This is a genomic window from Alsobacter sp., assembly GCF_059501845.1.
Genome location: NZ_JCACDK010000005.1, coordinates 38304 through 58795 on the forward strand (window position 1 = coordinate 38304; position 20492 = coordinate 58795).

The following is a 20492-nucleotide window of genomic DNA, read 5'->3' on the forward strand; positions in this document are numbered from 1 at the left end:
CACGGGGCCCATGATGAACGATACGGCTGTTGAGACGCTCGATTCCGCTGACATCCTGAAGATCCTCGAGCTCCTTCCGCACCGCTACCCGTTTCTGCTCGTCGACCGGATCGTCGAGATGCGGGGCGACGACAGCTGCATCGGCATCAAGAACGTCACTTTCAACGAGCCGCAGTTCAGCGGCCACTTTCCCGGCCGCCCGGTGATGCCCGGCGTCATGCTGATCGAGGGGATGGCGCAGACGGCGGGCGCCCTTTGCGTGCACTCGAAGATGGGCACCGCCCGTCCGAAGGTCGTGTACTTCATGACCATCGACAACGCGAAGTTCCGCAAACCGGTGGTGCCCGGCGACGTCGTGCACTACCACATGACCAAGACCCGGCAGCGCGCCAACATGTGGTGGTTCCGCGGCGAAGCGAAGGTCGATGGCAAGGTCGTCTGCGAGGCCAATGTCAGCGCGATGCTCGTGACCGAATGACCACGATGACCCGCATTCACCCCACCGCGATCGTCGAGCCGGGTGCAAGGCTCGGCGAGGGCGTCACCATCGGCCCGTTCTGCCTTGTGGGACCTGACGTTTCCCTGGGCGATGGCAGCGAGCTCATCAGCCACGTCGTCCTGGCCGGCCGGACCGAGATCGGTCCCCGCGCTCGCATCTTCCCCTTTGCCTCCATCGGCCACCAGCCGCAGGACCTGAAGTTCAAGGGAGAGCCCTCGACGCTCACCATCGGGTCGGACTGCATGATCCGTGAGGGGGTCACCATGAACCCCGGCACCGAGGGCGGCGGCCTCGTGACGACGGTCGGCGACCGCTGCGTGTTCCTGGCCGGTTCGCACGTCGCGCATGACTGCCGCATCGGCGACAACGTCATCTTCTCCAACAACGTCATGCTGGCGGGACACTGCCAGGTTGGCGCATTCGCCATCATTGGCGGGGGCGCGGCGGTGCACCAGTATTGCCGGATAGGCTCCCACGCCTTCATCGGCGGCCTTTCCGGCGTCGAGAACGACGTGATCCCCTACGGTATCGCCATCGGCAACCGCGCCCATCTCGCCGGCCTCAACATCGTCGGCCTCAAGCGCCGGGGCTTCTCCCGCGAGGTCATCCACGACATTCGCCGCGCCTACAGGCTCCTCTTCGCCGACGAGGGCACCCTTACCGAGCGCATCGAGGATGTCGGGGTGGAGTTTGCCAGCCACCCCGTCGTGCACGAGATCCTCGAGTTCCTGCGCGAGGGCGGCAACCGCTCGATCTGCACGCCGCGCGACGCGTCCGAGGGCTGAGCCGTGGTGGCGCCCGGTTCGGTCGCCATCATCGCGGGCGGCGGCGCCTTTCCGCTCGAGGTTGCCGACGCGGCAAGGGCCGCCGGCCGGGAGGTCACCGTCATCGGCCTGCGCGGGTTTGCCGACAAGCTCTTGCGGCGATTCCCCTATGTCGGCGTGGACATGCTCGATCCCGGAGGCATGATTGCGGCCCTTCGGCAGTGCGCGCCGTCCTGCGTGGTCCTTGCCGGCGCGGTCACACGGCCGGGGCCGCTCGCCATCGGCTCAGTTTTCTCCGCCTACCGCAACCGCGAGGATCTCGCGCGCATCCTGTCGGCCGGCGACGACCGGCTGCTGCGCGGCGTCGTCGACCTGATCGAGGAGGCGGGGTTCACGGTGGCGGGCGCACAGGAGATTGCTCCGTCGGTGCTGGCTCCGGAGGGCGTGATCGGCGCCGTGGCTCTGAAGGAGGCCGCTATCGCCGACGTCGAGCGCGGCCGGGCACTGCTCGCCGCCATGGGCCCCTGGGATGTCGGGCAGGCCGTCGTCGTCAGCAGCGGCCGTGTGCTGGCCGTCGAAGGCCCCGAGGGGACAGACGCAACTCTCGCCCGCGTGGTCGATCTCCAGCGGCGTAAGAGGGTGAAGCTTGACGGGCAGGGCGGCGTTCTCGTGAAGATCCCCAAGCCGGGCCAGGACGTCCGCATCGACCTGCCTGCCATCGGCCCTCGCACGGTCGAGAAGGTCCGTGCGGCAGGGCTGTCCGGTATCGCGGTCAAGGCGGGCGGTGTCGTCCTCGTCGATCGCGCCGAGATCGTCAGGGCCGCCGACAAGGCAGGTCTCTTCCTCATGGGCTTTGCATGAGCACGCCTCTGCATGTCGCCATCGTCGTCGGCGAGCATTCCGGCGACCAGCTCGGCTTCAAGCTGATGCAGGCGCTGAAGGAGCGGCTCGGCGCTGACGGCGTGCGCTTCACGGGCACGGCCGGCGAGGCGATGGAACGCGAGAGTATGGCAAGCCTCTTCCCGCTCTCCGACATCGCTGTCATGGGCATCCTGCCCGTCATCAAGCGCCTGCCGTCGCTGCTGCGGCGGATCCGCGAGACCGCCGACGCCATCGTGGCGGCACGTCCTGATGTTCTCGTCATCGTCGATAGCCCTGATTTCACGCACCGCGTGGCCCGCCGCGTGCGCAAGGCTCTGCCTCGTCTGCCCGTCGTCGACTATGTCAGCCCGAGCGTCTGGGCCTGGAGGCCGGGAAGGGCGAGACGTATGCGCGCCTATGTCGACCACGTGCTGGCCTTGCTTCCGTTCGAACCGAAGGCACACAGGGATCTCGGCGGCCCCGCCTGCACCTATGTCGGCCACCCCCTCGTGGAGCGGCTGGCCGAGCTCCGCCCCGGGCCGGAGGAGGACGCGCGCCGCGATGCCGGCCCGCCTCTGCTTCTCGTGCTGCCCGGCAGCCGGCGGTCGGAGATCTCGCGACTACTTCAGCCCTTCGGACAAGCCGTAGGCCTGCTGCGCGAGCAGGGCATCCGCTTCGAGCTCGCGCTCCCCGCCGTCCCGCACCTCGCTGCAGCGATCCGGGCGGCGGTAGCGGATTGGCCCGTGGTTCCCGACGTGGTCGAAGGCGAGGCCGCGAAGCTGGCCTTGTTCCGGCGCGCCACCGCCGCGCTCGCAGCCTCCGGCACCGTTACTCTCGAACTCGCGCTGGCAGGAGTTCCGATGGTCGTGGCCTACCGGGTGTCGAAGCTCGAAGAGCAGCTGAAGCACGTCATCAACGTGCCCTCCATCGTCCTGCCGAACCTGATTCTCGAAACGAACGCCATCCCGGAACTCCTTCAGCAGGATGCAAATCCCGCGCGGCTTTCCGCTGCATTGCAGCCGCTTCTCACGGATACGCCGGAGCGCCGGAGCCAGCTCGCTGCCCTGCGGCGGCTGGACGGCCTGATGATCCTGCCCGGCGGCCAGACCCCGAGCCGGCTGGCGGCCGAGATCGTGCTGAGGGTCGCAGGGCGAGAAGCAGTCGAGCGTCGGGGGAAGCCGGAGCCCGCCGGCCCATCGGGCAACGCACGGTAATCGCCTCCGAGCCGTCGACACCGGCCGGCGATGCAGCGCAAGAACCGGAAGGCGACACCTGAGGGGGCGTGCTAGACCCCCGGCATCCGGAAGTCGGGAAATGCCCAGATGAGCGCCGCCATCCACCGCCGCATGGACACACGGGACTGGGGCTTCCTCGTCTTCCTGTCGGTCCTGTGGGGCGGCTCCTTCTTTTTCATCGGCATCGCCGTCCACACCATGCCGCCCTTTGCCATCGTCGCGATGCGGGTGAGCGTTGCGGCGGCCGCGCTCTGGGCCATCCTCCTGCTCACCGGGGCACCGGCGCCGCGCGGCTCGCGCGCTTGGCTCGCTTTGGCCGGGATGTCGATCCTGAACAACGTCCTGCCGATGTCGCTTTTCGCCTGGGCGCAGGGCAACATCCCCTCCAGCCTCGCCGCGATCATGAACGCGACGACGCCCCTCTTCGGGGTGCTTCTCGCGCACGTCTTCACGTCAGATGAAAAGCTCACGCCCAACCGCGCGGCAGGCGTGCTCGTCGGCTTCGGCGGGGTTGTCGTGATGGTCGGCATCTCGGCGCTGTCCTCGCTCAGCATCTACGTGCTGGCGGAGGTCGCCTGCCTCGTGGCATCGGCGTCCTATGCCGCTTCCAGCGTCTACGGACGCCGCTTCAAGGCGATGGGTCTCGCACCCCTCTCCATCGCCGCGGGCCAGCTGACCTGCGGAGCCGCGATGCTCCTTCCGGCGACACTGGTCTTCGACAGGCCGTGGGCCATGCCGGCACCCACGCCTGAGGCGCTGCTCGCCGTCACCGCGCTGGCGCTGCTGTCAACCTCGCTCGCCTACGTCATATACTTCCGGATCCTCGCCCGCGCGGGAGCGACCAACCTGATGCTGGTCACCTTCCTGCTGCCGGTGACGGCAATCATCCTGGGCGTGCTGTTCCTCGGCGAGCGCCTGGAAACGCGCCACATCGCAGGAATGGTCATGATCGGGCTCGGGCTGGCGGCGATCGACGGGCGGCCTTGGGACCTGCTGCGCAGAGCCCTGCGCGGTAGCGGCAGCGTTGCGGAAGAGAGACAGCCCGGCGAGTAGGCCTCAGGCGTTCTCCAGCCGGTGCGCGAGGAACCAGCCGGGCAGCTCCGGTTCCGCATAGGCCGCCGTCCAGGAATCGTGGCCCACCCCGGGGTAGAGCGTGAGGCGCGGCCGCACGGCGGCGGGAGACACCGTGCCGGTCATGCAGTCGGCCACCGAGACGGAGCAACTGGCGGGAACGACGAGATCCTGGGTGCCGTGGAACAGCCACGTCGGCACATTCCGGATGGCGAGAGCAACCCGCATGGGGTCGCCCCAGCCACAGACGGGCGCGATGGCCGCAAAGCGCCAGGACAGCCCGGTGGCGAGGCGCAGCGTGCCGTGGCCACCCTGGCTGAGGCCGGTGAGGTAACGCCGGGCCGGGTCGCTCGGAAACTCCTGGTCCACCGCGGCCAGGATTTCTTCCAGCATCTCCATCCAGTCCGGCCACAGCGTATCCTTGTTGGGCTTCTGCGGGCACACGACGAGGAAAGGCCAGCGCTCGGGCGCGGCCAGAACGGCGGGAGGCAGTCCGATCTTGGTCTGCGCGCCATTTTTGCCGCTCTCGCCACGGCCATGCAGGAAGAGGATGGCGGGCGGCAGACCCTCGACACCATCCGGCATGTGCACCTTGAACTTCCGGCCGGAGACGCTGCGCTCGACGAAGGCCATGGCGATACCCGCTGCTGGTGTCTCTACGAAAAAGGGGCCCGAGAGGGCCCCTTCCTTGTAGCGCGGCGCCGGCGTCAGCGCATGTTGATCGAGACGTACTCGCGTTGGGGTGCGCCGGTGTAGAGCTGGCGGGGACGCCCGATCTTCTGGGACGGATCCTCGATCATCTCCTTCCACTGGGCGATCCAGCCGACGGTGCGTGCCAGTGCAAAGAGCACCGTGAACATCGCAGTGGGGAAGCCCATCGCCTTCAGCGTGATGCCGGAGTAGAAGTCGATGTTCGGGTAGAGCTTCTTCTCGACGAAATACTCGTCGTGCAGTGCAATACGCTCGAGTTCGATCGCCACTTCGAGCAGCGGGTCGTCCTTGTGTCCGAGCTCTGCGAGCACCTCGTGCGTGGTCTTCTGCATGATCTTCGCGCGCGGGTCGTAGTTCTTGTAGACCCGGTGGCCGAAGCCCATCAGCCGGAAGGGATCGTTCTTGTCCTTGGCCTTGGCGATGAAGTGGGGGATGCGCTCGACCGACCCGATCTCCTCCAGCATCTTCAGTGCCGCCTCGTTGGCGCCGCCATGGGCGGGACCCCAGAGGCAGGCGATGCCTGCGGCGATGCAGGCGAAGGGATTGGCGCCGGACGAGCCGGCAAGCCGGACGGTCGACGTCGAGGCATTCTGCTCGTGATCGGCATGCAGGATGAAGATGCGATCCAGCGCGCGCGACAGCACCGGGTTCACCTTGTACTCCTCGCACGGCACGGCAAAGCACATGCGCAGGAAGTTCGCGGTGTAGTCGAGGTTGTTCTGCGGATAGATGAAGGGCTGGCCGATGGAGTACTTGTACGCCATCGCGGCCAGCGTCGGCATCTTTGCGATCATACGCATGGAGGCGACCATGCGCTGGTGCGGGTCCGAGATGTCCGTCGAGTCGTGATAGAACGCCGAGAGCGCGCCGACCGAGGCCACCATCACCGCCATCGGGTGAGCATCGCGGCGGAAACCCTGGAAGAACCGCATCATCTGTTCGTGCACCATGGTATGGCGCGTGACGCGGTAGTCGAAATCGGCCTTCTGCGCGGCCGTCGGCAGTTCCCCGTAGAGGAGCAGGTAGCACGTCTCCAAGAAGTCGCCGTGCTCGGCCAGCTGCTCGATGGGGTAGCCGCGATAGAGCAGGATGCCGGCATCGCCGTCGATATAGGTGATCTGCGACTCGCAGCTCGCCGTCGACGTGAACCCGGGATCGTAGGTGAACATGCCCGTCTGGGCGTAGAGCTTGCCGATGTCGACGACGCTCGGGCCGATCGAACCTGGTCGCACCGGGAGATCGAGTTCCTTGTCGTCGATCTGGAATGACGCTTTGTCGCTCATGGGCGATGGTCCTTCGGCCTTCGGTGCGGCATGGGACTGCATCCCGGACCGGGCCGGGAACATGCAGGAGAACGGCGACAACTCGAAGAAACCGCGGCTTGCCGTCGGGAAAGGCGGCCAACAAACACGGTCACTGCAAAATTTCGCAGGATCCTAGGGTTTGCTAGCCCACTTCCAGACGGCATTCAACCACACCGAAAGGCGGGTGTCCTGCACTGTGCTCAGGCCTTTACGGCGCCTTTCGCGGAAGTCTGGTCTGCGAGACGGGCGAGCGTCTCGTCGCGGCCGAGGACGGCCATCACATCGAACAGGGGCGGGGAGGTGGACCGCCCGGTCAGGGCTGCCCGCAGCGGCTGGGCCGCCTGCCCGAGCTTGATGCCGGTCTCCTCGGCGAAGGCGCGCACGGCGGCCTCGGTGGAGGCGGCGCTCCAGTCCTCGAGGGCTTCGAGGCGCGGCAGCAAAGCCCCGACCTTGTCCCGGCCGCCTTCGGCGAGAAGCGCCTCGGCCTTCGGCTCCAGCGCCAGCGGACGTTGCGCATAGAGGTAGTAGGCGCTGTCCAGCAACTCGACCAAGGTCTTGGCTCGCTCCTTCAGCCCCGGCATCGCGGCCAGGAACTGCTTGCGCAGATCGCCTTCCAGCTTCGCCGGTGCGCCGCGCGCAGGGCCGATCTCGGGCAGGATGGTGTCAAGCGCGGCCAGGAGATCCTCGTCGGATGAGGCGCGCATGTAGTGGCCGTTCAGGTGCTCCAGCTTGGCGAAGTCGAAACGCGCGGGCGAGCGGCCGATGCCAGGCAGGTCGAACGCGGCGACCATCTCGTCGGTCGTGAAGAACTCCTGGTCCCCATGGCTCCAGCCGAGGCGCACGAGGTAGTTACGCAGCGCGGCCGGCAGGTAGCCCAGCGAGCGGTAGGCATCCACGCCCAGGGCGCCGTGGCGCTTGGACAGCTTGGCGCCATCCTGCCCATGGATCAGCGGGATGTGCGCCATCTCCGGCACCTCCCACCCGCAAGCCTGGTAGATCTGCGTCTGCCTTGCCGCGTTCGTGAGATGGTCGTCGCCGCGGATCACATGCGTGACGCCCATGTCGTGATCGTCGACCACTACCGCGAGCATGTAGGTCGGCGTGCCGTCGGAGCGCAGCAGCACGATGTCGTCGAGGTCCTTGTTCTGCCAGACGACGCGGCCCTGGACGCGGTCTTCGACCACCGTCTCGCCGTCGACGGGTGCCTTGAGGCGGATCACGGGCTTGACCCCGGCGGGGGCTTCGGCGGGATCGCGGTCGCGCCAGCGGCCGTCATAGCGCATGGGCCGGCCCTCTGCCCGCGCCTTCTCGCGCATTTCCTCGAGCTCCTGCTGCGAGGCGTAGCAGTGGTAGGCCAGCCCCCTGGCCAGGAGGCCCTCCGCCACCTCGCGGTGCCGGGCGGCCCGGGAGAACTGGTAGACGACGTCGCCGTCCCAAGTGATGCCGAGCCAGGAGAGGCCGTCCAGGATCGCGTCGATGGCAGCATCGGTGGAACGCTCGCGATCCGTGTCCTCGATGCGCAGCAGCATCGTGCCGCCGAAGCGCCTGGCGTAGAGCCAGTTGAACAGGGCCGTCCGCCCGCCGCCTATGTGCAGGAAGCCAGTGGGGGAGGGGGCAAAACGGGTGACGACGGGACGGGACATCGCGCGCTCGGTTCCGGAAATAGGGCGTGCAGGGCGGGAAAGCGTTTCAACCGGGCGGCGGTGGCGCCGGGGAGGGCGTCGTGTAGCATCAATGGACGGCGCCGTTAAGGGGCGCTTGGCTCCGGGAGCGGGGGCCGCGTATGGCGTTCGGTCACGGTCGCGGCACGACGGCGGAAGCCGAGGCAGGCTATGCCGGCTGGGCGGCGTGGGACGCTGCCGCGAGGTGGGCGCAAACGGCGCATGCCACCATTGGGCGCTCCCTGCGGGGAGAGCTCGACGCCGGGCGGGCCTTCCTGTTCCTGCCTGTCGTGATGGCCGCCGGCATCCTCCTCTACTTCGCGGCCGACCGGGAGCCGTGGCTCGCTGCGGGGCCGCTCGCCTTGGCCGTATTCTCCTCGGCAGCCATCCTTCTGCGCCGCCGCGCCGGAGCGCCCTTTGCCGTCGCGCTCGGCCTTGCGTTCCTGGCCGCCGGCTTCTCGGCCGCGAGCCTGCGCACGGCCTCGGTCGCCGCGCCTGTGCTCGACCGCGTGCGTATCGCGCAGGTGTCCGGCTACGTGGAAAGCGTCGAGGTGCAGGCGGCGTCCGTCAGGCTGCTGCTGCACGTCTCGCAAATCGAGGGGATGGCGCCCGGCGCGCTCCCCGGCAAGGTCCGGCTCGTCGCCCAGGGGCGCCCGGAAGTGAAAGCCGGCGCTTTCGTCGCCGTGAGGGCCCGGCTCATGCCGCCGCCCGAGCCCTCTCGGCCCGGCGGCTACGATTTCGCGCGCGAGGCCTTCTTCTCCGGCATCGGCGCCGTCGGCTCGGTCCTCGGGCCCGTAGCCGTCGCGCAGGCTCCCGCTGCTGCGGGGTGGGGACTTTCCCTTCGGGCTCTGGTCGACCGTGCCCGAAACGACCTCACCGCCCGTATCGTCGGCGCTGTCGAGGGGCCGTCGGGCGCCGTCGGCGCTGCGCTGGTCACCGGCAAGCGCGGGCTGATTCCCGAAGAGACGAACGACGCCCTGCGCGGCGCCGGCATCTACCATGTGGTCTCGATCTCCGGGCTTCACATGGTGCTCGCGGCCGGGATGGTGTTCTGGCTTGTCAGAGCCACGCTGGCCCTTTCGGCCGAACTGGCGCTGCGCTGGCCCCTGCGCAAGATCGCCGCGCTGGCGGGGATGGGGGCGGCCCTCGTCTACAACACCTTCGCCGGCGCGGAGATCGCCACGCAGCGCTCGCTGGTGATGAGCCTCGTGTTGATGGGTGCCATACTCGTGGACAGGCCGGCGCTCTCGATGCGCAACCTCGCGTTCGCGGCGATGGTGGTGCTCGCCCTGGAGCCGGAGAGCCTGCTCGGCCCGAGCTTCCAGATGTCGTTTGCGGCCGTCGCTGCTCTGATCGCCCTGTTCGAGAGGGCTGCTCCGGGCAGCGACCCGGAAGCGGGAGCCTTCACGCCGCTGCGCCAGCAACAGCCCAGTCCGCGCGATGCGCCGCCCCCGGGGCCGGTCGCACGCCTTCTCGGGTCCGCCCGGCGGCACGTTGTGCTCGCCGTGCTCTCGACCCTCGTTGCCGAGGCCGCGACGGCCCCCTTCGCGCTCTATCACTTCCAGCGCGGGACATTGCTGGGCATCGTCGGCAACATCCTGACGCTGCCGCTCGTCAGCATCGTGGTGATGCCGATGGCAATGCTCGGGATGGTCGCCATGCCGTTCGGGCTCGACACGCCGGTCTGGCGGGTCATGGGGCTTGGTGTCCAGGGGATGCTGTCGCTCTCGGCCTGGGTCGCGGGCCTGCCGGGCGCGGTCCGCCACTCTCCGGCCTTCGGACATGGTGCCCTGCTCGGGCTCTCCGCGGCCGTGGTTCTCGCCACGCTCTGGCGTGGATGGCTGCGCCTGTCCGCCGTTCCCGCCGCAGTCGCAGGCGTCGCGCTGGCCGCCTCGGCGCCGCGCATGGACCTTGTGGTCCCGCAGGACGCGAGAGCCCTGGCGTTCCGCACCGAGGATGGACGGCTCGCAATTCTCGGCCGGGGGGCGGGCGACTTCGCCGTCACGCAGTGGCTCGCCGCCGATGCCGACGGGCGCTCGCCAGACGACCCGTCGCTCGTGAAGGGCACGTCCTGCGACCCCATCGGCTGCGTCGGACGGCTACTCGGCGGAGGCGCCATCGTGCTCGCGACGGCCCCCGCCGCCTTCGAGGAGGATTGCCGGCGCGCCACGATCCTCGTCACGCCTCTTCGGGCGCCGCCATGGTGCACCCCCGCGCTTCTCATCGACCGAGCCTCGCTGGCCCGCACGGGAGCCGTCTCCATGGCACTCGGCAGCGAAGGGATTGCCGGAGTCAAACTCTCAACAGGTCCGCCGATGTCGTTGCCGGGGCAGGGCTTTGCCGAAGCAGCCGGGACTACAGTGAGCGTCATCGCCGAGACACAGGCTCGACCACCCGGTGTGGAGCGCCCATGGCTGCGTGCCCCGCCACCCGGTGCGGTTCCGCAGGCGAGACCGCCACCGCGGATGCCGCGCACCACCTCTCCGGACGGCGAGGAAGAGGCTCAGTAGCGGCGCAGCAGGCTGACCAGCCGGCCCTGGATGCGCACCCGGTCGGGGCCGAGCACGCGCGTCTCGTAGGCCGGATTGGCGGCTTCCAGCGCGATCGATGAGCCCCGCTTGCGCAGCCTCTTCAGGGTGGCCTCCTCGTCGTCGATCAGTGCGACGACGATGTCCCCGGTGTCGGCGCTGTCCTGCCGGCGGATGACGACAGTGTCGCCGTCATGGATGCCGGCATCGACCATCGAGTCGCCGCGGACCTCGAGTGCGAAATGCTCGCCGGATCCGATCATGTCCGGCGGCAGGCTGATCGTGTGGCTGCGGACCTGCAGGGCCGAGATGGGCGTGCCTGCCGCGATGCGCCCCATGACGGGTATCGCCACGTTCGGGTTTGCGTCGTCACTGCCGCCCGAGACCGGGCGCGGCCGCAGCTTGCCCAGCGTTCCCTCGATGACGTTCGGGCTGAAGCGGCCTCGCGGGGCGCCGGCCGGCACCGCCTGCTCGGGCATGCGCACCACCTCTATGGCGCGGGCCCTGTTGGGCAGGCGGCGGATGAAGCCGCGCTCCTCCAGCGCCATGATCAGCCGGTGAATGCCGGATTTCGAGCGCAGGTCCAGCGCCTCCTTCATCTCGTCGAAGGAGGGCGGAACGCCGTCCTCGCGCAGTCGGTCGTGAATGAAGCGAAGGAGTTCGTGCTGCTTGCGCGTCAACATGCCGGTGCCACCTGCGGAGCGATCGCGCGTTGCGCGACTCAAACAAATCACGAACAAACCATACACGTTCCCCCTGTGTTCGGCAAATCGATCACCTGTTCGCATGGCGAGGCCCAATGTTCCACATGGGATCGCGGCCCCGGACGAGCGCTAAAGGCGCACGATCCTGCAGGCGTCGCCTGCCTTGGCGGCAGTCGCGTGCGGGGCACGAACGAGGAGGGCGTCGGCTGCGCCCAAGACGCTGAGCATCGAGGAGTCCTGCAGCGGAAACGGGAACACGATCGTCGTCCCGTCGGGCGCGCGCTCCGTCCGCGCACGGACGTAGTCCTGCCGCATGTCGTTGGCGGGAACCGCCTCGCCGAGCCTGGCCGGCTCCGACGGATCCCCGCCGGCTTCGGAATCGCCGACGAGAGCGCGCAGCAGGGGGACGAGAAAGAGCCGGGCACAGACGATGGATGAGACGGGGTTTCCCGGGAGCCCGAGGATCACCATCCGACCCAGTCGGCCGAAGATCAGCGGCTTGCCCGGCCGCATCGCGATCCGCCAGAAGCCGAGCGTCATGCCGCGACTGGTGAGCGCGGACTGGACGAGGTCGTGGTCGCCCACGGACGCGCCGCCGAGGGTGACGAGCACGTCGGCGCCTGCAGCCTCGGCCCGGGTTATGCCGTCCTCGAGCGCCTCGAACGTGTCGCCCGCGATCCCGAGGTCGGTCGCCACCCCCCCGGCCGCGGCGGTCATGCCGGCGACGGCATAGGTGTTGGAGGCGACGATCTGGTCGGGTCGCGCCGTCTCCCCGGGGCGGACGAGCTCGTCGCCCGTGGCGAGGATGGCCACGCGAGGGCGGCGACGTGCCTGAATGGTGGGATGGTCCATGGCGGCAGCCAGCGCCACCGTCCGCGGCGTCAGGCGCGTGCCCGCCGGCAGCAGTTCCTGCCCGGAGGCGAAGTCCAGCCCGGCCTGGCGCACGAAGCGCCCCGTGCGTTCGGCGGACGTGGTCACGACGACATCGCCCTCGCGGGTCGCGTTCTCCTGGATCAGGATCGTGTCCGCCCCGTCAGGCAATGGCGCGCCGGTGAAGATCCTGACCGCTTCGCGAGGACCGACCCGGCCCTCGAAGGCGTGCCCCGCCGGTGCCGTTCCGATCACTTTCAGCCGTGCACCCGCCTGCGCCACGTCCTCGCCGCGCACGGCGTAGCCATCCATCGCCGACGCTGCGAAGGGGGGCTGCGTGCGCAGGGCCGCCAGCGGAGCTGCCAGAGTGCGCCCGTCCGCCTCGGCCACGGGAACGGTCTCCGTTTCGACCGGCCCGGCCGCCTCGATCACCATTCTCAGGGCGTCGTCGACCGAGAGCAGGCTCATGACGGCGTGCCCTCGGCCTGCCATTCACCGGACTTGCCGCCTTCCTTCGACAGCAGCCGGACGCCCTCGATCCGCATGCCGCGATCAGCGGCCTTCACCATGTCGTAGACGGTGAGGCAGGCGACGGAGACAGCGGTCAGCGCCTCCATCTCCACCCCGGTCTGGCCGGTCACCCGGGCCAGCGCGCGGATGCGAACGCCCGGGAGAAGGTCGTCGAGCTCGAGATCCACCTGGACCTTGGTCAGAAGTAGCGGATGGCAGAGCGGCACCAGCTCGTGCGTGCGCTTGGCCGCCATGATGCCCGCGATGCGCGCGACGCCCAAGACGTCGCCCTTCTTCGCGTCGCCCATGCGGATCAGCGCCAGCGTCTCGGGCAGCATGACGACGCAGCCCTCTGCGACTGCGGTCCGCATCGTGGCGGACTTGTCGGAGACGTCGACCATGGAGGCGGTGCCGGACGCGTCGATATGGGTGAGGCCGGACATCGCTCAGGCCTCCGCCGCCTCGCCGAACAGCAACGCGCTGGTCGCGGCGGCAACGTCGGCCTGGCGCATCAGGCTCTCGCCGACGAGGAAGGTGCGCACGCCGCAGCGTCCGAGCCGCTCCAGCTCGGCATGGGCGAAGATGCCGCTCTCCCCGACGACGATCCTGTCTGCCGGGATGCGGGGAGCCAGCTCCTCCGTCACTTCCAGGCGCGTCTCGAAGGTCCTGAGGTTGCGGTTGTTGATGCCGACCAGCCTCGTGTCCAGGGGCAAGGCGCGATCGAGCTCGGCGGCATCGTGCACCTCGACCAGCACGTCCATGGCGAGCGCATGGGCGGTGGCGACGAGTTCGCGCGCCTGAGCGTCGGTCACGCTCGCCATGATGACGAGGATGCAGTCCGCCTCCCAGGCGCGAGCCTCGAACACCTGGTAGGGCTCGAACAGGAAGTCCTTGCGCAGTGCGGGAAGGCGGGTCGCGTCGCGCGCCGCCTTCAGATAGTCCGGCCTGCCCTGGAATGACGGCTCGTCGGTGAGGACGGAGAGGCAGGTCGCGCCGCCAATCTCGTAGGCCCTCGCCAGGGCCGGCGGGTCGAAGTCGGCGCGGATAAGGCCCTTGGAAGGGCTCGCCTTCTTGATCTCGGCGATCAGGGCCGGCCGGCCTTCGGCGAGATGGGTGTCGATGGCCCGGGCAAAGCCGCGCGGCGCCGGGGCCGCCGCGGCACGCCGCTCGATCTCGGCCTGCGGCACGGCATGCTTCGCGGCAGCGATCTCGAGGCGCTTGTAAGCCTCGATCCGGTCGAGAATATCGATCCCCGCGCTCATCGGTTGGACACCGCGACGAGAACGTCCAGCGTCCGGGCGACGGCACCGCTGTCGATGGCGGACGCTGCAGCATCCGCGCCCTCGCGCAGCGTCCGCGCACGTCCGGCCACGACGAGCCCGGCGGCGGCGTTTAGCACGGCGATGTCGCGATAGGCGTTGCGCTCGCCGGCGACGACGGCGCGCAGGGCGGTGGCGTTCTGCTCGGCCTCGCCGCCCTTCAGATCCTCGGGACGCGAGCGCGCGAGCCCGGCCTCCTCGGGCGTGATGACGAAGCGGCGGATGGAGCCGTCCTCCAGCGCCGCGACGAGCGTCTCACCGGTGGTGGTGATCTCGTCGAGGCCGTCGCGGCCATGCACCACCCAGACGCGCTCCGAGCCGAGCGCCTTCAGAACCTGCGCGAGCGGTTCGAGCCAGGTTTCTGAGAAGACTCCCAGAACCTGCCGTTTCACTCCCGCCGGATTGGAGAGCGGTCCGAGCAGGTTGAAGATCGTCCGTGTGCCCAGTTCGACGCGGACTGGCGCGACATGGCGGATCGAGGCGTGATGCGCGGGAGCGAACATGAAGCCGACGCCCGCCTCGTCGATGCAGGCGGTCACGCTCGGCGGCTCGAGCCCCACCTTCACGCCCAGGGCCGCGAGAACGTCCCCCGCGCCGGACCGGGAGGACGCCGCGCGGTTGCCGTGCTTGGCGACCTTCAGCCCGCAAGCAGCCGCGATGATCGCCGCGAGCGTGGAGACGTTGTAGCTGCCGGAATTGTCTCCGCCGGTCCCGACGATGTCGATCGCATCCGCCGGCGCGTCGACGCGCAGCATCTTGTCGCGAAGCGCCGCCACGGCACCGGTGATCTCGTCGACGGTTTCGCCGCGGACACGCAGCGCCATCAGGAAACCGGCCGTCTGCGCCAGCGTGGAGCCGCCGGAAAGCACGGTGTCGAAGGCATGCTGGGCCTCCTCGCGCGACAGCGGGCTGCCTGCGGCGACCTTGGCGATGATGGGCTTGAACGCGTCCATGGGCGGGCTCCGGCGACCCGCCTCAGGCGAAGGCGGGTTCGCGTTGGGTCTTGTTCCACTCGGCCGCGAGGTCGAGGAAGTTCTTCAGGATGACGAGGCCGTGCTCGGAGAGGATGCTCTCGGGGTGAAACTGCACCCCATGGACGGGATGGGCGCGGTGCGACATGCCCATCACCAGCCCGTCCTCGCTCTCGGCCGTGATAGCGAGATCGGCAGGCGCGTCCTCGCGCGCGACGACGAGAGAGTGGTAGCGCGTGGCCCGGAACGGGCCGTTGATGCCGCGGAAGACGCCCTGGCCGCGGTGGTGGATGGTCGAAACCTTGCCGTGCATCGGCAACGGAGCACGCACCACCCGGCCGCCATAGGCCTGCCCCATGGCCTGCAGGCCGAGGCAAACCCCGAAAATGGGCACGCGCCCGCCGGCGGCAGCGATGAGGTCGAGGCAGATCCCCGCCTCGTTGGGCGTGCAGGGGCCCGGCGACAGGACGATCGCGTCGGGCGTGCCGTCGACGACCTGCGTCGCGCTCACCTCGTCGTTGCGCACGACGTCGACCTTCGCCCCGAGACGACCGAGGTCGTGGTAGAGGTTCCAGGTGAAGCTGTCGTAGTTGTCGACGAGGGTGATCCGGGGCATGGCGATCCTGTGCCGGGTCGTCCCGTCCGGCTCACGCGTTTTCGTCCGCGCGCCGCCGCCCGTCAAGCGATCCCTGCCCGGCGCCGTCCTTGACGCAGCTTGCCCGGCGCCCCATGACGCCCGAGCCGTCATCGGAGACCCAGCGTGCCGCCCCATTTCCTCGCCGACCTCGACCAGTTCCGGTGGGTGATCATCCTCGCCTTCCTCGATCCCGCCGTGGTCCTGATCGGGCTCTGGATGGGATGGCACGCGGACCAGGCCGTGAAGATCGTGCTGGCCGGCTTCATCGCGGCGCTGGCGGGGGTGGCGGTGAGCTTCCTCCTGCGCTTCGTGGGGATCAGCTGGTTCGAGGGCGAGTTCCTGTTCGGGGGCGCGCACGCCCTGTTCCGGTTCATCGCCGGCATCGTCTGGGCCGTCATCGGATTCACCGCCCGGCGGGCTGTCGGGCGGAGAGCGTGAGGTAGCGCCGGCTGGCAGGCGCCGGGCAGTCTAAAGCCGGTTTCGGCAGGAGTGCGGCCCATCCGGCGCCTCTTGACCGGCGCGCGCGCGGGACCCAAAAGGCAGGACGGCCGCCGTCGCGGCCAGACCGCCCCGAGGCACCGGACGACCATGACCGCACAGCCAGATCCCAAGAAGCTCATCAAGGGCGCCACCGGCGACTGGGAAGTCGTCATCGGCATGGAGATCCACGCCCAGGTCACCTCGAAGTCGAAGCTCTTCTCCGGCGCGTCGACCGCGTTCGGGGGCGATCCGAACTCGCACGTCTCGCTGGTCGATGCGGCCATGCCCGGCATGCTCCCCGTCATCAACGAGGAATGCGTGAAGCAGGCGGTGCGCACTGGGCTCGGCCTGAAGGCGCAGATCAACCTGCGCTCGACCTTCGACCGCAAGAACTACTTCTATCCCGACCTGCCTCAGGGCTACCAGATCAGCCAGTACAAGAGCCCCATCGTCGGCGAGGGCGAGGTGCTGGTCGACCTGCCGGAAAGCGGCGGCCAGATCACCGTCGGCATTGAGCGCCTGCACCTGGAGCAGGACGCCGGCAAGTCGCTGCACGACCAGCACCCGACGATGAGCTTCGTCGACCTCAACCGGTCGGGCGTCGCCCTGATGGAGATCGTGTCGAAGCCCGACCTGCGGTCCTCGGAGGAGGCGCGCGCCTACGTCAGCAAGCTGCGGACCATTCTGCGTTATCTCGGCACCTGCGACGGCGACATGGAGAAGGGCAGCCTGCGCGCTGACGTGAACGTCTCCGTGCGCCGTCCGGGGGAGCCTCTTGGAACCCGCTGCGAGATCAAGAACGTGAATTCGATCCGCTTCATCGGCCAGGCGATCGAGACCGAGGCGCGACGGCAGATCGGCATCCTCGAGGACGGCGGCAAGATCGACCAGGAAACCCGCCTGTACGACCCCGGCCGCGGCGAGACACGCTCGATGCGCTCGAAGGAAGAGGCGCACGACTACCGCTATTTCCCCGATCCAGACCTGCTGCCGCTCGAATTTGACCAGCCCTTCGTCGACGAGCTCGCCCGGCACCTGCCGGAACTGCCTGACGCCAAGAAGGCACGCTTCATCGCCGAATACGGCGTCACACCTTATGACGCCTCGGTGCTGGTGGCAGAGCGCGAGTCCGCCGACTTCTACGAAAACGTCGCACGCGGCCGTGACGGCAAGGCCGCCGCGAACTGGGTGATCAACGAGCTTTTCGGCCGGCTGAACAAGGAGGGGAAGGACGTCACCGCGTCTCCCGTCTCCGCCGCGCAGCTTGGTTCCGTCGTCGACCTGATCGGCGAAGGGGTGATCTCGGGCAAGATCGCCAAGGACCTCTTCGAGATCGTCTGGACCGAGGGCGGCGACCCGCGCGAGATCGTCGAGAGCCGGGGCATGAAGCAGGTCACCGACACCGGCGCCATCGAGGCGGCGGTGGACGCGGTCATCGCCGCCAATCCCGACAAGGTCGAGCAGGCGAGGGCCAAACCCACGATGATCGGCTGGTTCGTAGGCCAGGTCATGAAGCAGTCCGGCGGCAAGGCCAACCCGCAGGCCGTCAACGAGCTTCTCAAGGCCAAGCTGGGCATCTAAAGGCGTCAGGCTGCGCTACCCGCGCGGCTCCTCGCCAAATCTCACTGCGGCGCCTGGCTCTGGATGTAGGCGACGATGTCGCCCGCTTCCTCGCGGTTGATCTGCATGTCCGGCATCTTCGGGTGAGGGTCTATCAGGAAGTCGACGAGCTTCGGGTCCTTCCCGCGGCGTTTCGCGATGCTGGCGAAACTGGGAGCGTCGGCCGCCGCCTGCTTCTGGCCGGGCTCGACGACGTGGCATGAGGCACACCATCGGCGGGCGATGGAGAGGCCGGTTCCCGGATCACCTGCGGTTGCAGGGAAGGACGCCAGCACCGGGACCAGCACGGCGGCGCCGAACATCGCGGCTGAACAACGTCTCTCGACCCACCACCGCGTCGCGGACTGGAACATAGCACCCATCACCTGTCCTCCGGGCCACTCCGAACGGCACCATGCTGCCACCGGGCAACCGTGCTGTCCCGGGGCTGGATCAAGGCTGGGACGCGGGCGGGGCGGTCTGTTGCGGATCCGCCGGCGGCTGTGCCGCCTGCTCCTTGGCCAGTACCTCGACGTCGCGGTCGAGGCCGGACTTCACCTGGAACTCCAGCGTGTAGACCTTGCCCCCGTTGCGCGCGATGACGACGTACTCGCCTTCCGCCAGCGTCATCGACGGGAAGGCGCCGATGGCTTCGCGGATCGTGTCGCCGCCGGGCGTGAGCACGCTGAAGGTGGTGTTCGCGAGCGCCTCGGTGCCCGGGGCCGTCACGAGTTTCAGGGTAACGGTCGCGGCGCGGTGGCGCAGCACCGCTTCGGTGACCTTGCCGACCTCGACCCGCAGGTCGGCGCTCGTGATGGCATTCGAGTCGCCATAGGTGGAGACCACGCGGTAGCTCCCCTCGGGGAGCCGGACGAGGGTGGAGGCGCGCGCGCCCTCCAGCACGAGGCGGCCCTCCGGGTCGTTGCCGATGGGCACGTAGATGTTGAAGCTCAGCTTGTCCGGCTCGATCGGAGTATCGCCGATGACACCGCCGAGCACGAGCCCGCCGGCGCTGATGGGGACGGTCTCCGTCAGGGGCACGGCACCCATAACGACGCGCTTCGTCGCTCCCGCCAGGCCGTATCCGGCATGGACGACGTAGACGCCGGGCTCCAGCGGAAAGGTAGGGTGCGGTGCGTCCGACTGCTGGACGAGCTGGGCGGGCGAATCGGTGCCGGTGTCGCGGTAAACGCGCCAGATCAGGCCCGACCGCAGGGCTGGGCCGGAGCCCAGCGTGGCGGTCAGCGACAGCGTGCCGACGTCGCGCGCCATCGCACCCGGCGGCGGCGGCCTCCCGCCAGGTGTCACCGACGGGCTGGCAGGTGTCGCGGGATCCTGCGCCGCGGCCGGCGCGGCGAGGAGAAGGGCGAGCAGGAGGACAGGAAGGCGGCTCATCATGCGGACATGCGCCGGGCAGGCTCCGGCGTCAACTTCGTGCGAGCACGGCCGTACGGCTTGCACCATGCGGTCGCCGGAGCCATGAATGCCGCGCCGGCTTGGCAGGACTGTGGCCGGGCCGTCGAAGACCTCATGCGGACCTTGAATCCGCCCGGAGACGTGATGACAGACACGATCGACCTGCTGCGGAGCCGGCGCTCCGTCGCGCCCGCCGCGATGACGGGCCCCGGCCCCACCCCCGACGAGATCACGACCCTGCTGACGCTGGCCGCGCGCGTGCCGGACCACGGCAAGCTGGCTCCGTGGCGCTTCATTCTCCTGGAAGGGGACGCACGAGGCAGGTTGGGAGATGCCGCCGCACGTATCTTTGCCGCCGACAATCCAGGCGAAGGCGACGACCGGCTGGCGGTCGAAAGGACACGCTTCACGCGCGCGCCGCTCGTCGTCGGCGTCGTCAGCCGCGCTGCCCCGCATGTGAAGATCCCGGAATGGGAGCAGGTCCTCTCGGCGGGCGCCTGCTGCTTCAATCTCTGCGTCGCTGCCAATGCGATGGGCTTCGCGACGGCATGGCTGACGGAGTGGGTGGCCTACGACCGCCGCGTCCTCGATGTGCTCGGCCTGGCTCCGCACGAGAAGATGGCGGGTTTCGTCTATGTCGGGCGGGGCGAAAAGCCGGCGGACCGCGTGCGCCCGGAACTCGCCGACATCGTCACGCGCTGGACAGCACCGGCCTGAGCGGAGGCGCCATGTTCTACGAACCGAACGCACGCGGGCCGGAATTGCCGCACGATCCGCTGAAAGCGATCGTCGCGCCGCGCCCCATCGGCTGGATCAGCGCCCTCGACAGGTCGGGAGCAGTGAACCTGTCGCCCTATTCGTTCTTCAACCTCTTTTCGAGCCGGCCCGCCATCGTTGGCTTTTCCAGCGAAGGCCGGAAGGACGCGGTGACCTTCGTCGAGGAAACCGGCGAGTTCGTCTGCAATCTCGTCACTCATGAATTGCGCGAGGCGATGAACCTCACCTCGGCTCCGCTTCCGCGCGGGGAGAGCGAATTCGTCCATGCCGGCCTGGAAATGGCGGAAAGCCGGATCGTGCGCGCCCCCCGCGTCAAGGCTGCAAGGGCGGCGCTGGAGTGCAGGCTCGTCGAGGTCATCCAGCTGAAAACCCACACCGGCCAGCCGCTCTCCGCCCACCTCGTCTTGGGGGAGGTCGTCGGCGTCCACATCGACGACGACCTCATTCGCAACGGCCGCTTCGACACGCAGGCCGCACGCATCATCTCCCGGGCCGGTTATGCCGACTACGCGGTGGCCGACACGTTCTTCTCGATGCAGAGGCCGCCAGGCGGCGGTTAGCACAGGGACCGCGGG

The 20492-nt window shown here is 68.9% G+C and carries 21 protein-coding genes; 10 read left to right on the forward strand and 11 right to left on the reverse strand.

Features of this window, described 5'->3' with window-relative positions; genetic code table 11:
• The first annotated feature begins 13 nt into the window (after nt 1–13).
• The 5 genes from fabZ to AC5JCN_RS05450 all read left to right on the forward strand — a co-directional run bounded on the left by fabZ (nt 14) and on the right by AC5JCN_RS05450 (nt 4412).
• Nucleotides 14–478, forward strand: a complete 465-nt coding sequence (gene fabZ / locus AC5JCN_RS05430) for a 3-hydroxyacyl-ACP dehydratase FabZ (RefSeq protein WP_495754011.1) — start codon at nt 14–16, stop codon at nt 476–478.
• On the forward strand, nt 475–1284 hold the full coding sequence (lpxA, locus tag AC5JCN_RS05435) for an acyl-ACP--UDP-N-acetylglucosamine O-acyltransferase (protein ID WP_495754012.1): 810 nt from the start codon (nt 475–477) through the stop codon (nt 1282–1284). The genes fabZ and lpxA overlap by 4 nt, the downstream gene beginning before the upstream one ends.
• 3 nt (nt 1285–1287) lie before the next feature.
• Entirely contained in the window at nt 1288–2124 is an 837-nt protein-coding gene (locus tag AC5JCN_RS05440; protein ID WP_495754013.1) for an LpxI family protein, read from the forward strand.
• Complete coding sequence (gene lpxB, locus AC5JCN_RS05445; RefSeq protein WP_495754014.1) at nt 2121–3338, forward strand: lipid-A-disaccharide synthase; 1218 nt, start codon at nt 2121–2123, stop codon at nt 3336–3338. Before AC5JCN_RS05440 ends, lpxB begins: the two co-directional genes overlap by 4 nt.
• A 108-nt stretch (nt 3339–3446) precedes the next feature.
• On the forward strand, nt 3447–4412 hold the full coding sequence (locus AC5JCN_RS05450; protein ID WP_495754015.1) for a DMT family transporter: 966 nt from the start codon (nt 3447–3449) through the stop codon (nt 4410–4412).
• Nucleotides 4413–4415: 3 nt separating this feature from the next.
• Here the strand turns inward: AC5JCN_RS05450 and AC5JCN_RS05455 are convergent, their stop codons facing one another.
• The 3 genes from AC5JCN_RS05455 to gltX all read right to left on the reverse strand — a co-directional run bounded on the left by AC5JCN_RS05455 (nt 4416) and on the right by gltX (nt 8088).
• A complete protein-coding gene (locus AC5JCN_RS05455; RefSeq protein WP_495754016.1) occupies nt 4416–5063 on the reverse strand; it encodes a carboxylesterase family protein in 648 nt (215 codons plus the stop codon).
• Between the two features lie 74 nt (nt 5064–5137).
• Nucleotides 5138–6424 (reverse strand): citrate synthase, encoded by a 1287-nt coding sequence (gene gltA, locus AC5JCN_RS05460; protein WP_495754017.1) that lies wholly within the window; start codon nt 6422–6424, stop codon nt 5138–5140.
• Nucleotides 6425–6645: 221 nt separating this feature from the next.
• Nucleotides 6646–8088, reverse strand: a complete 1443-nt coding sequence (gltX, locus tag AC5JCN_RS05465; RefSeq protein WP_495754018.1) for a glutamate--tRNA ligase — start codon at nt 8086–8088, stop codon at nt 6646–6648.
• A gap of 140 nt (nt 8089–8228) precedes the next feature.
• On the opposite strand from gltX, the gene AC5JCN_RS05470 reads away from it, so the two are divergent.
• Nucleotides 8229–10616, forward strand: coding sequence for a ComEC/Rec2 family competence protein (locus AC5JCN_RS05470; RefSeq protein WP_495754019.1), 2388 nt, complete (start codon nt 8229–8231; stop codon nt 10614–10616).
• On the opposite strand, the gene lexA is transcribed toward AC5JCN_RS05470, so the two are convergent.
• The 6 genes from lexA to AC5JCN_RS05500 form a co-directional block, all read right to left on the reverse strand.
• Nucleotides 10610–11317, reverse strand: a complete 708-nt coding sequence (lexA, locus tag AC5JCN_RS05475; RefSeq protein WP_495754020.1) for a transcriptional repressor LexA — start codon at nt 11315–11317, stop codon at nt 10610–10612. The genes AC5JCN_RS05470 and lexA overlap by 7 nt on opposite strands.
• 150 nt (nt 11318–11467) lie before the next feature.
• Complete coding sequence (locus AC5JCN_RS05480) at nt 11468–12676, reverse strand: molybdopterin molybdotransferase MoeA (protein ID WP_495754021.1); 1209 nt, start codon at nt 12674–12676, stop codon at nt 11468–11470.
• On the reverse strand, nt 12673–13161 hold the full coding sequence (gene moaC / locus AC5JCN_RS05485; RefSeq protein ID WP_495754022.1) for a cyclic pyranopterin monophosphate synthase MoaC: 489 nt from the start codon (nt 13159–13161) through the stop codon (nt 12673–12675). Before moaC ends, AC5JCN_RS05480 begins: the two co-directional genes overlap by 4 nt.
• A 3-nt stretch (nt 13162–13164) precedes the next feature.
• Nucleotides 13165–13980 carry an indole-3-glycerol phosphate synthase TrpC gene (trpC, locus tag AC5JCN_RS05490; protein ID WP_495754023.1) on the reverse strand — a complete coding sequence of 272 codons (816 nt, stop codon included), beginning with the start codon at nt 13978–13980 and terminating at the stop codon, nt 13165–13167.
• The gene (trpD, locus tag AC5JCN_RS05495) at nt 13977–14990 is read right to left on the reverse strand and encodes an anthranilate phosphoribosyltransferase (RefSeq protein WP_495754024.1); all 1014 of its coding nucleotides are present in this window, start codon (nt 14988–14990) and stop codon (nt 13977–13979) included. The genes trpC and trpD overlap by 4 nt, the downstream gene beginning before the upstream one ends.
• A gap of 22 nt (nt 14991–15012) precedes the next feature.
• Entirely contained in the window at nt 15013–15624 is a 612-nt protein-coding gene (locus AC5JCN_RS05500) for an anthranilate synthase component II (RefSeq protein ID WP_495754025.1), read from the reverse strand.
• A gap of 144 nt (nt 15625–15768) precedes the next feature.
• Here AC5JCN_RS05500 and AC5JCN_RS05505 point away from each other — a divergent pair, with 144 nt between their 5' ends.
• On the forward strand, nt 15769–16083 hold the full coding sequence (locus AC5JCN_RS05505; protein WP_495754026.1) for a hypothetical protein: 315 nt from the start codon (nt 15769–15771) through the stop codon (nt 16081–16083).
• Between the two features lie 150 nt (nt 16084–16233).
• Nucleotides 16234–17706, forward strand: coding sequence for an Asp-tRNA(Asn)/Glu-tRNA(Gln) amidotransferase subunit GatB (gene gatB / locus AC5JCN_RS05510; RefSeq protein WP_495754027.1), 1473 nt, complete (start codon nt 16234–16236; stop codon nt 17704–17706).
• A 41-nt stretch (nt 17707–17747) separates the two neighbouring features.
• Here the strand turns inward: gatB and AC5JCN_RS05515 are convergent, their stop codons facing one another.
• Both AC5JCN_RS05515 and AC5JCN_RS05520 read right to left on the reverse strand, forming a co-directional pair.
• Complete coding sequence (locus AC5JCN_RS05515) at nt 17748–18107, reverse strand: c-type cytochrome (protein WP_495754028.1); 360 nt, start codon at nt 18105–18107, stop codon at nt 17748–17750.
• Between the two features lie 70 nt (nt 18108–18177).
• On the reverse strand, nt 18178–19122 hold the full coding sequence (locus tag AC5JCN_RS05520) for an RgsD C-terminal domain-containing protein (protein WP_495754029.1): 945 nt from the start codon (nt 19120–19122) through the stop codon (nt 18178–18180).
• Between the two features lie 162 nt (nt 19123–19284).
• Here AC5JCN_RS05520 and AC5JCN_RS05525 point away from each other — a divergent pair, with 162 nt between their 5' ends.
• Both AC5JCN_RS05525 and AC5JCN_RS05530 read left to right on the forward strand, forming a co-directional pair.
• Complete coding sequence (locus AC5JCN_RS05525) at nt 19285–19857, forward strand: nitroreductase family protein (RefSeq protein WP_495754030.1); 573 nt, start codon at nt 19285–19287, stop codon at nt 19855–19857.
• Nucleotides 19858–19868: 11 nt separating this feature from the next.
• Complete coding sequence (locus AC5JCN_RS05530) at nt 19869–20477, forward strand: flavin reductase family protein (RefSeq protein WP_495754031.1); 609 nt, start codon at nt 19869–19871, stop codon at nt 20475–20477.
• The last annotated feature ends 15 nt before the right edge of the window (nt 20478–20492 follow it).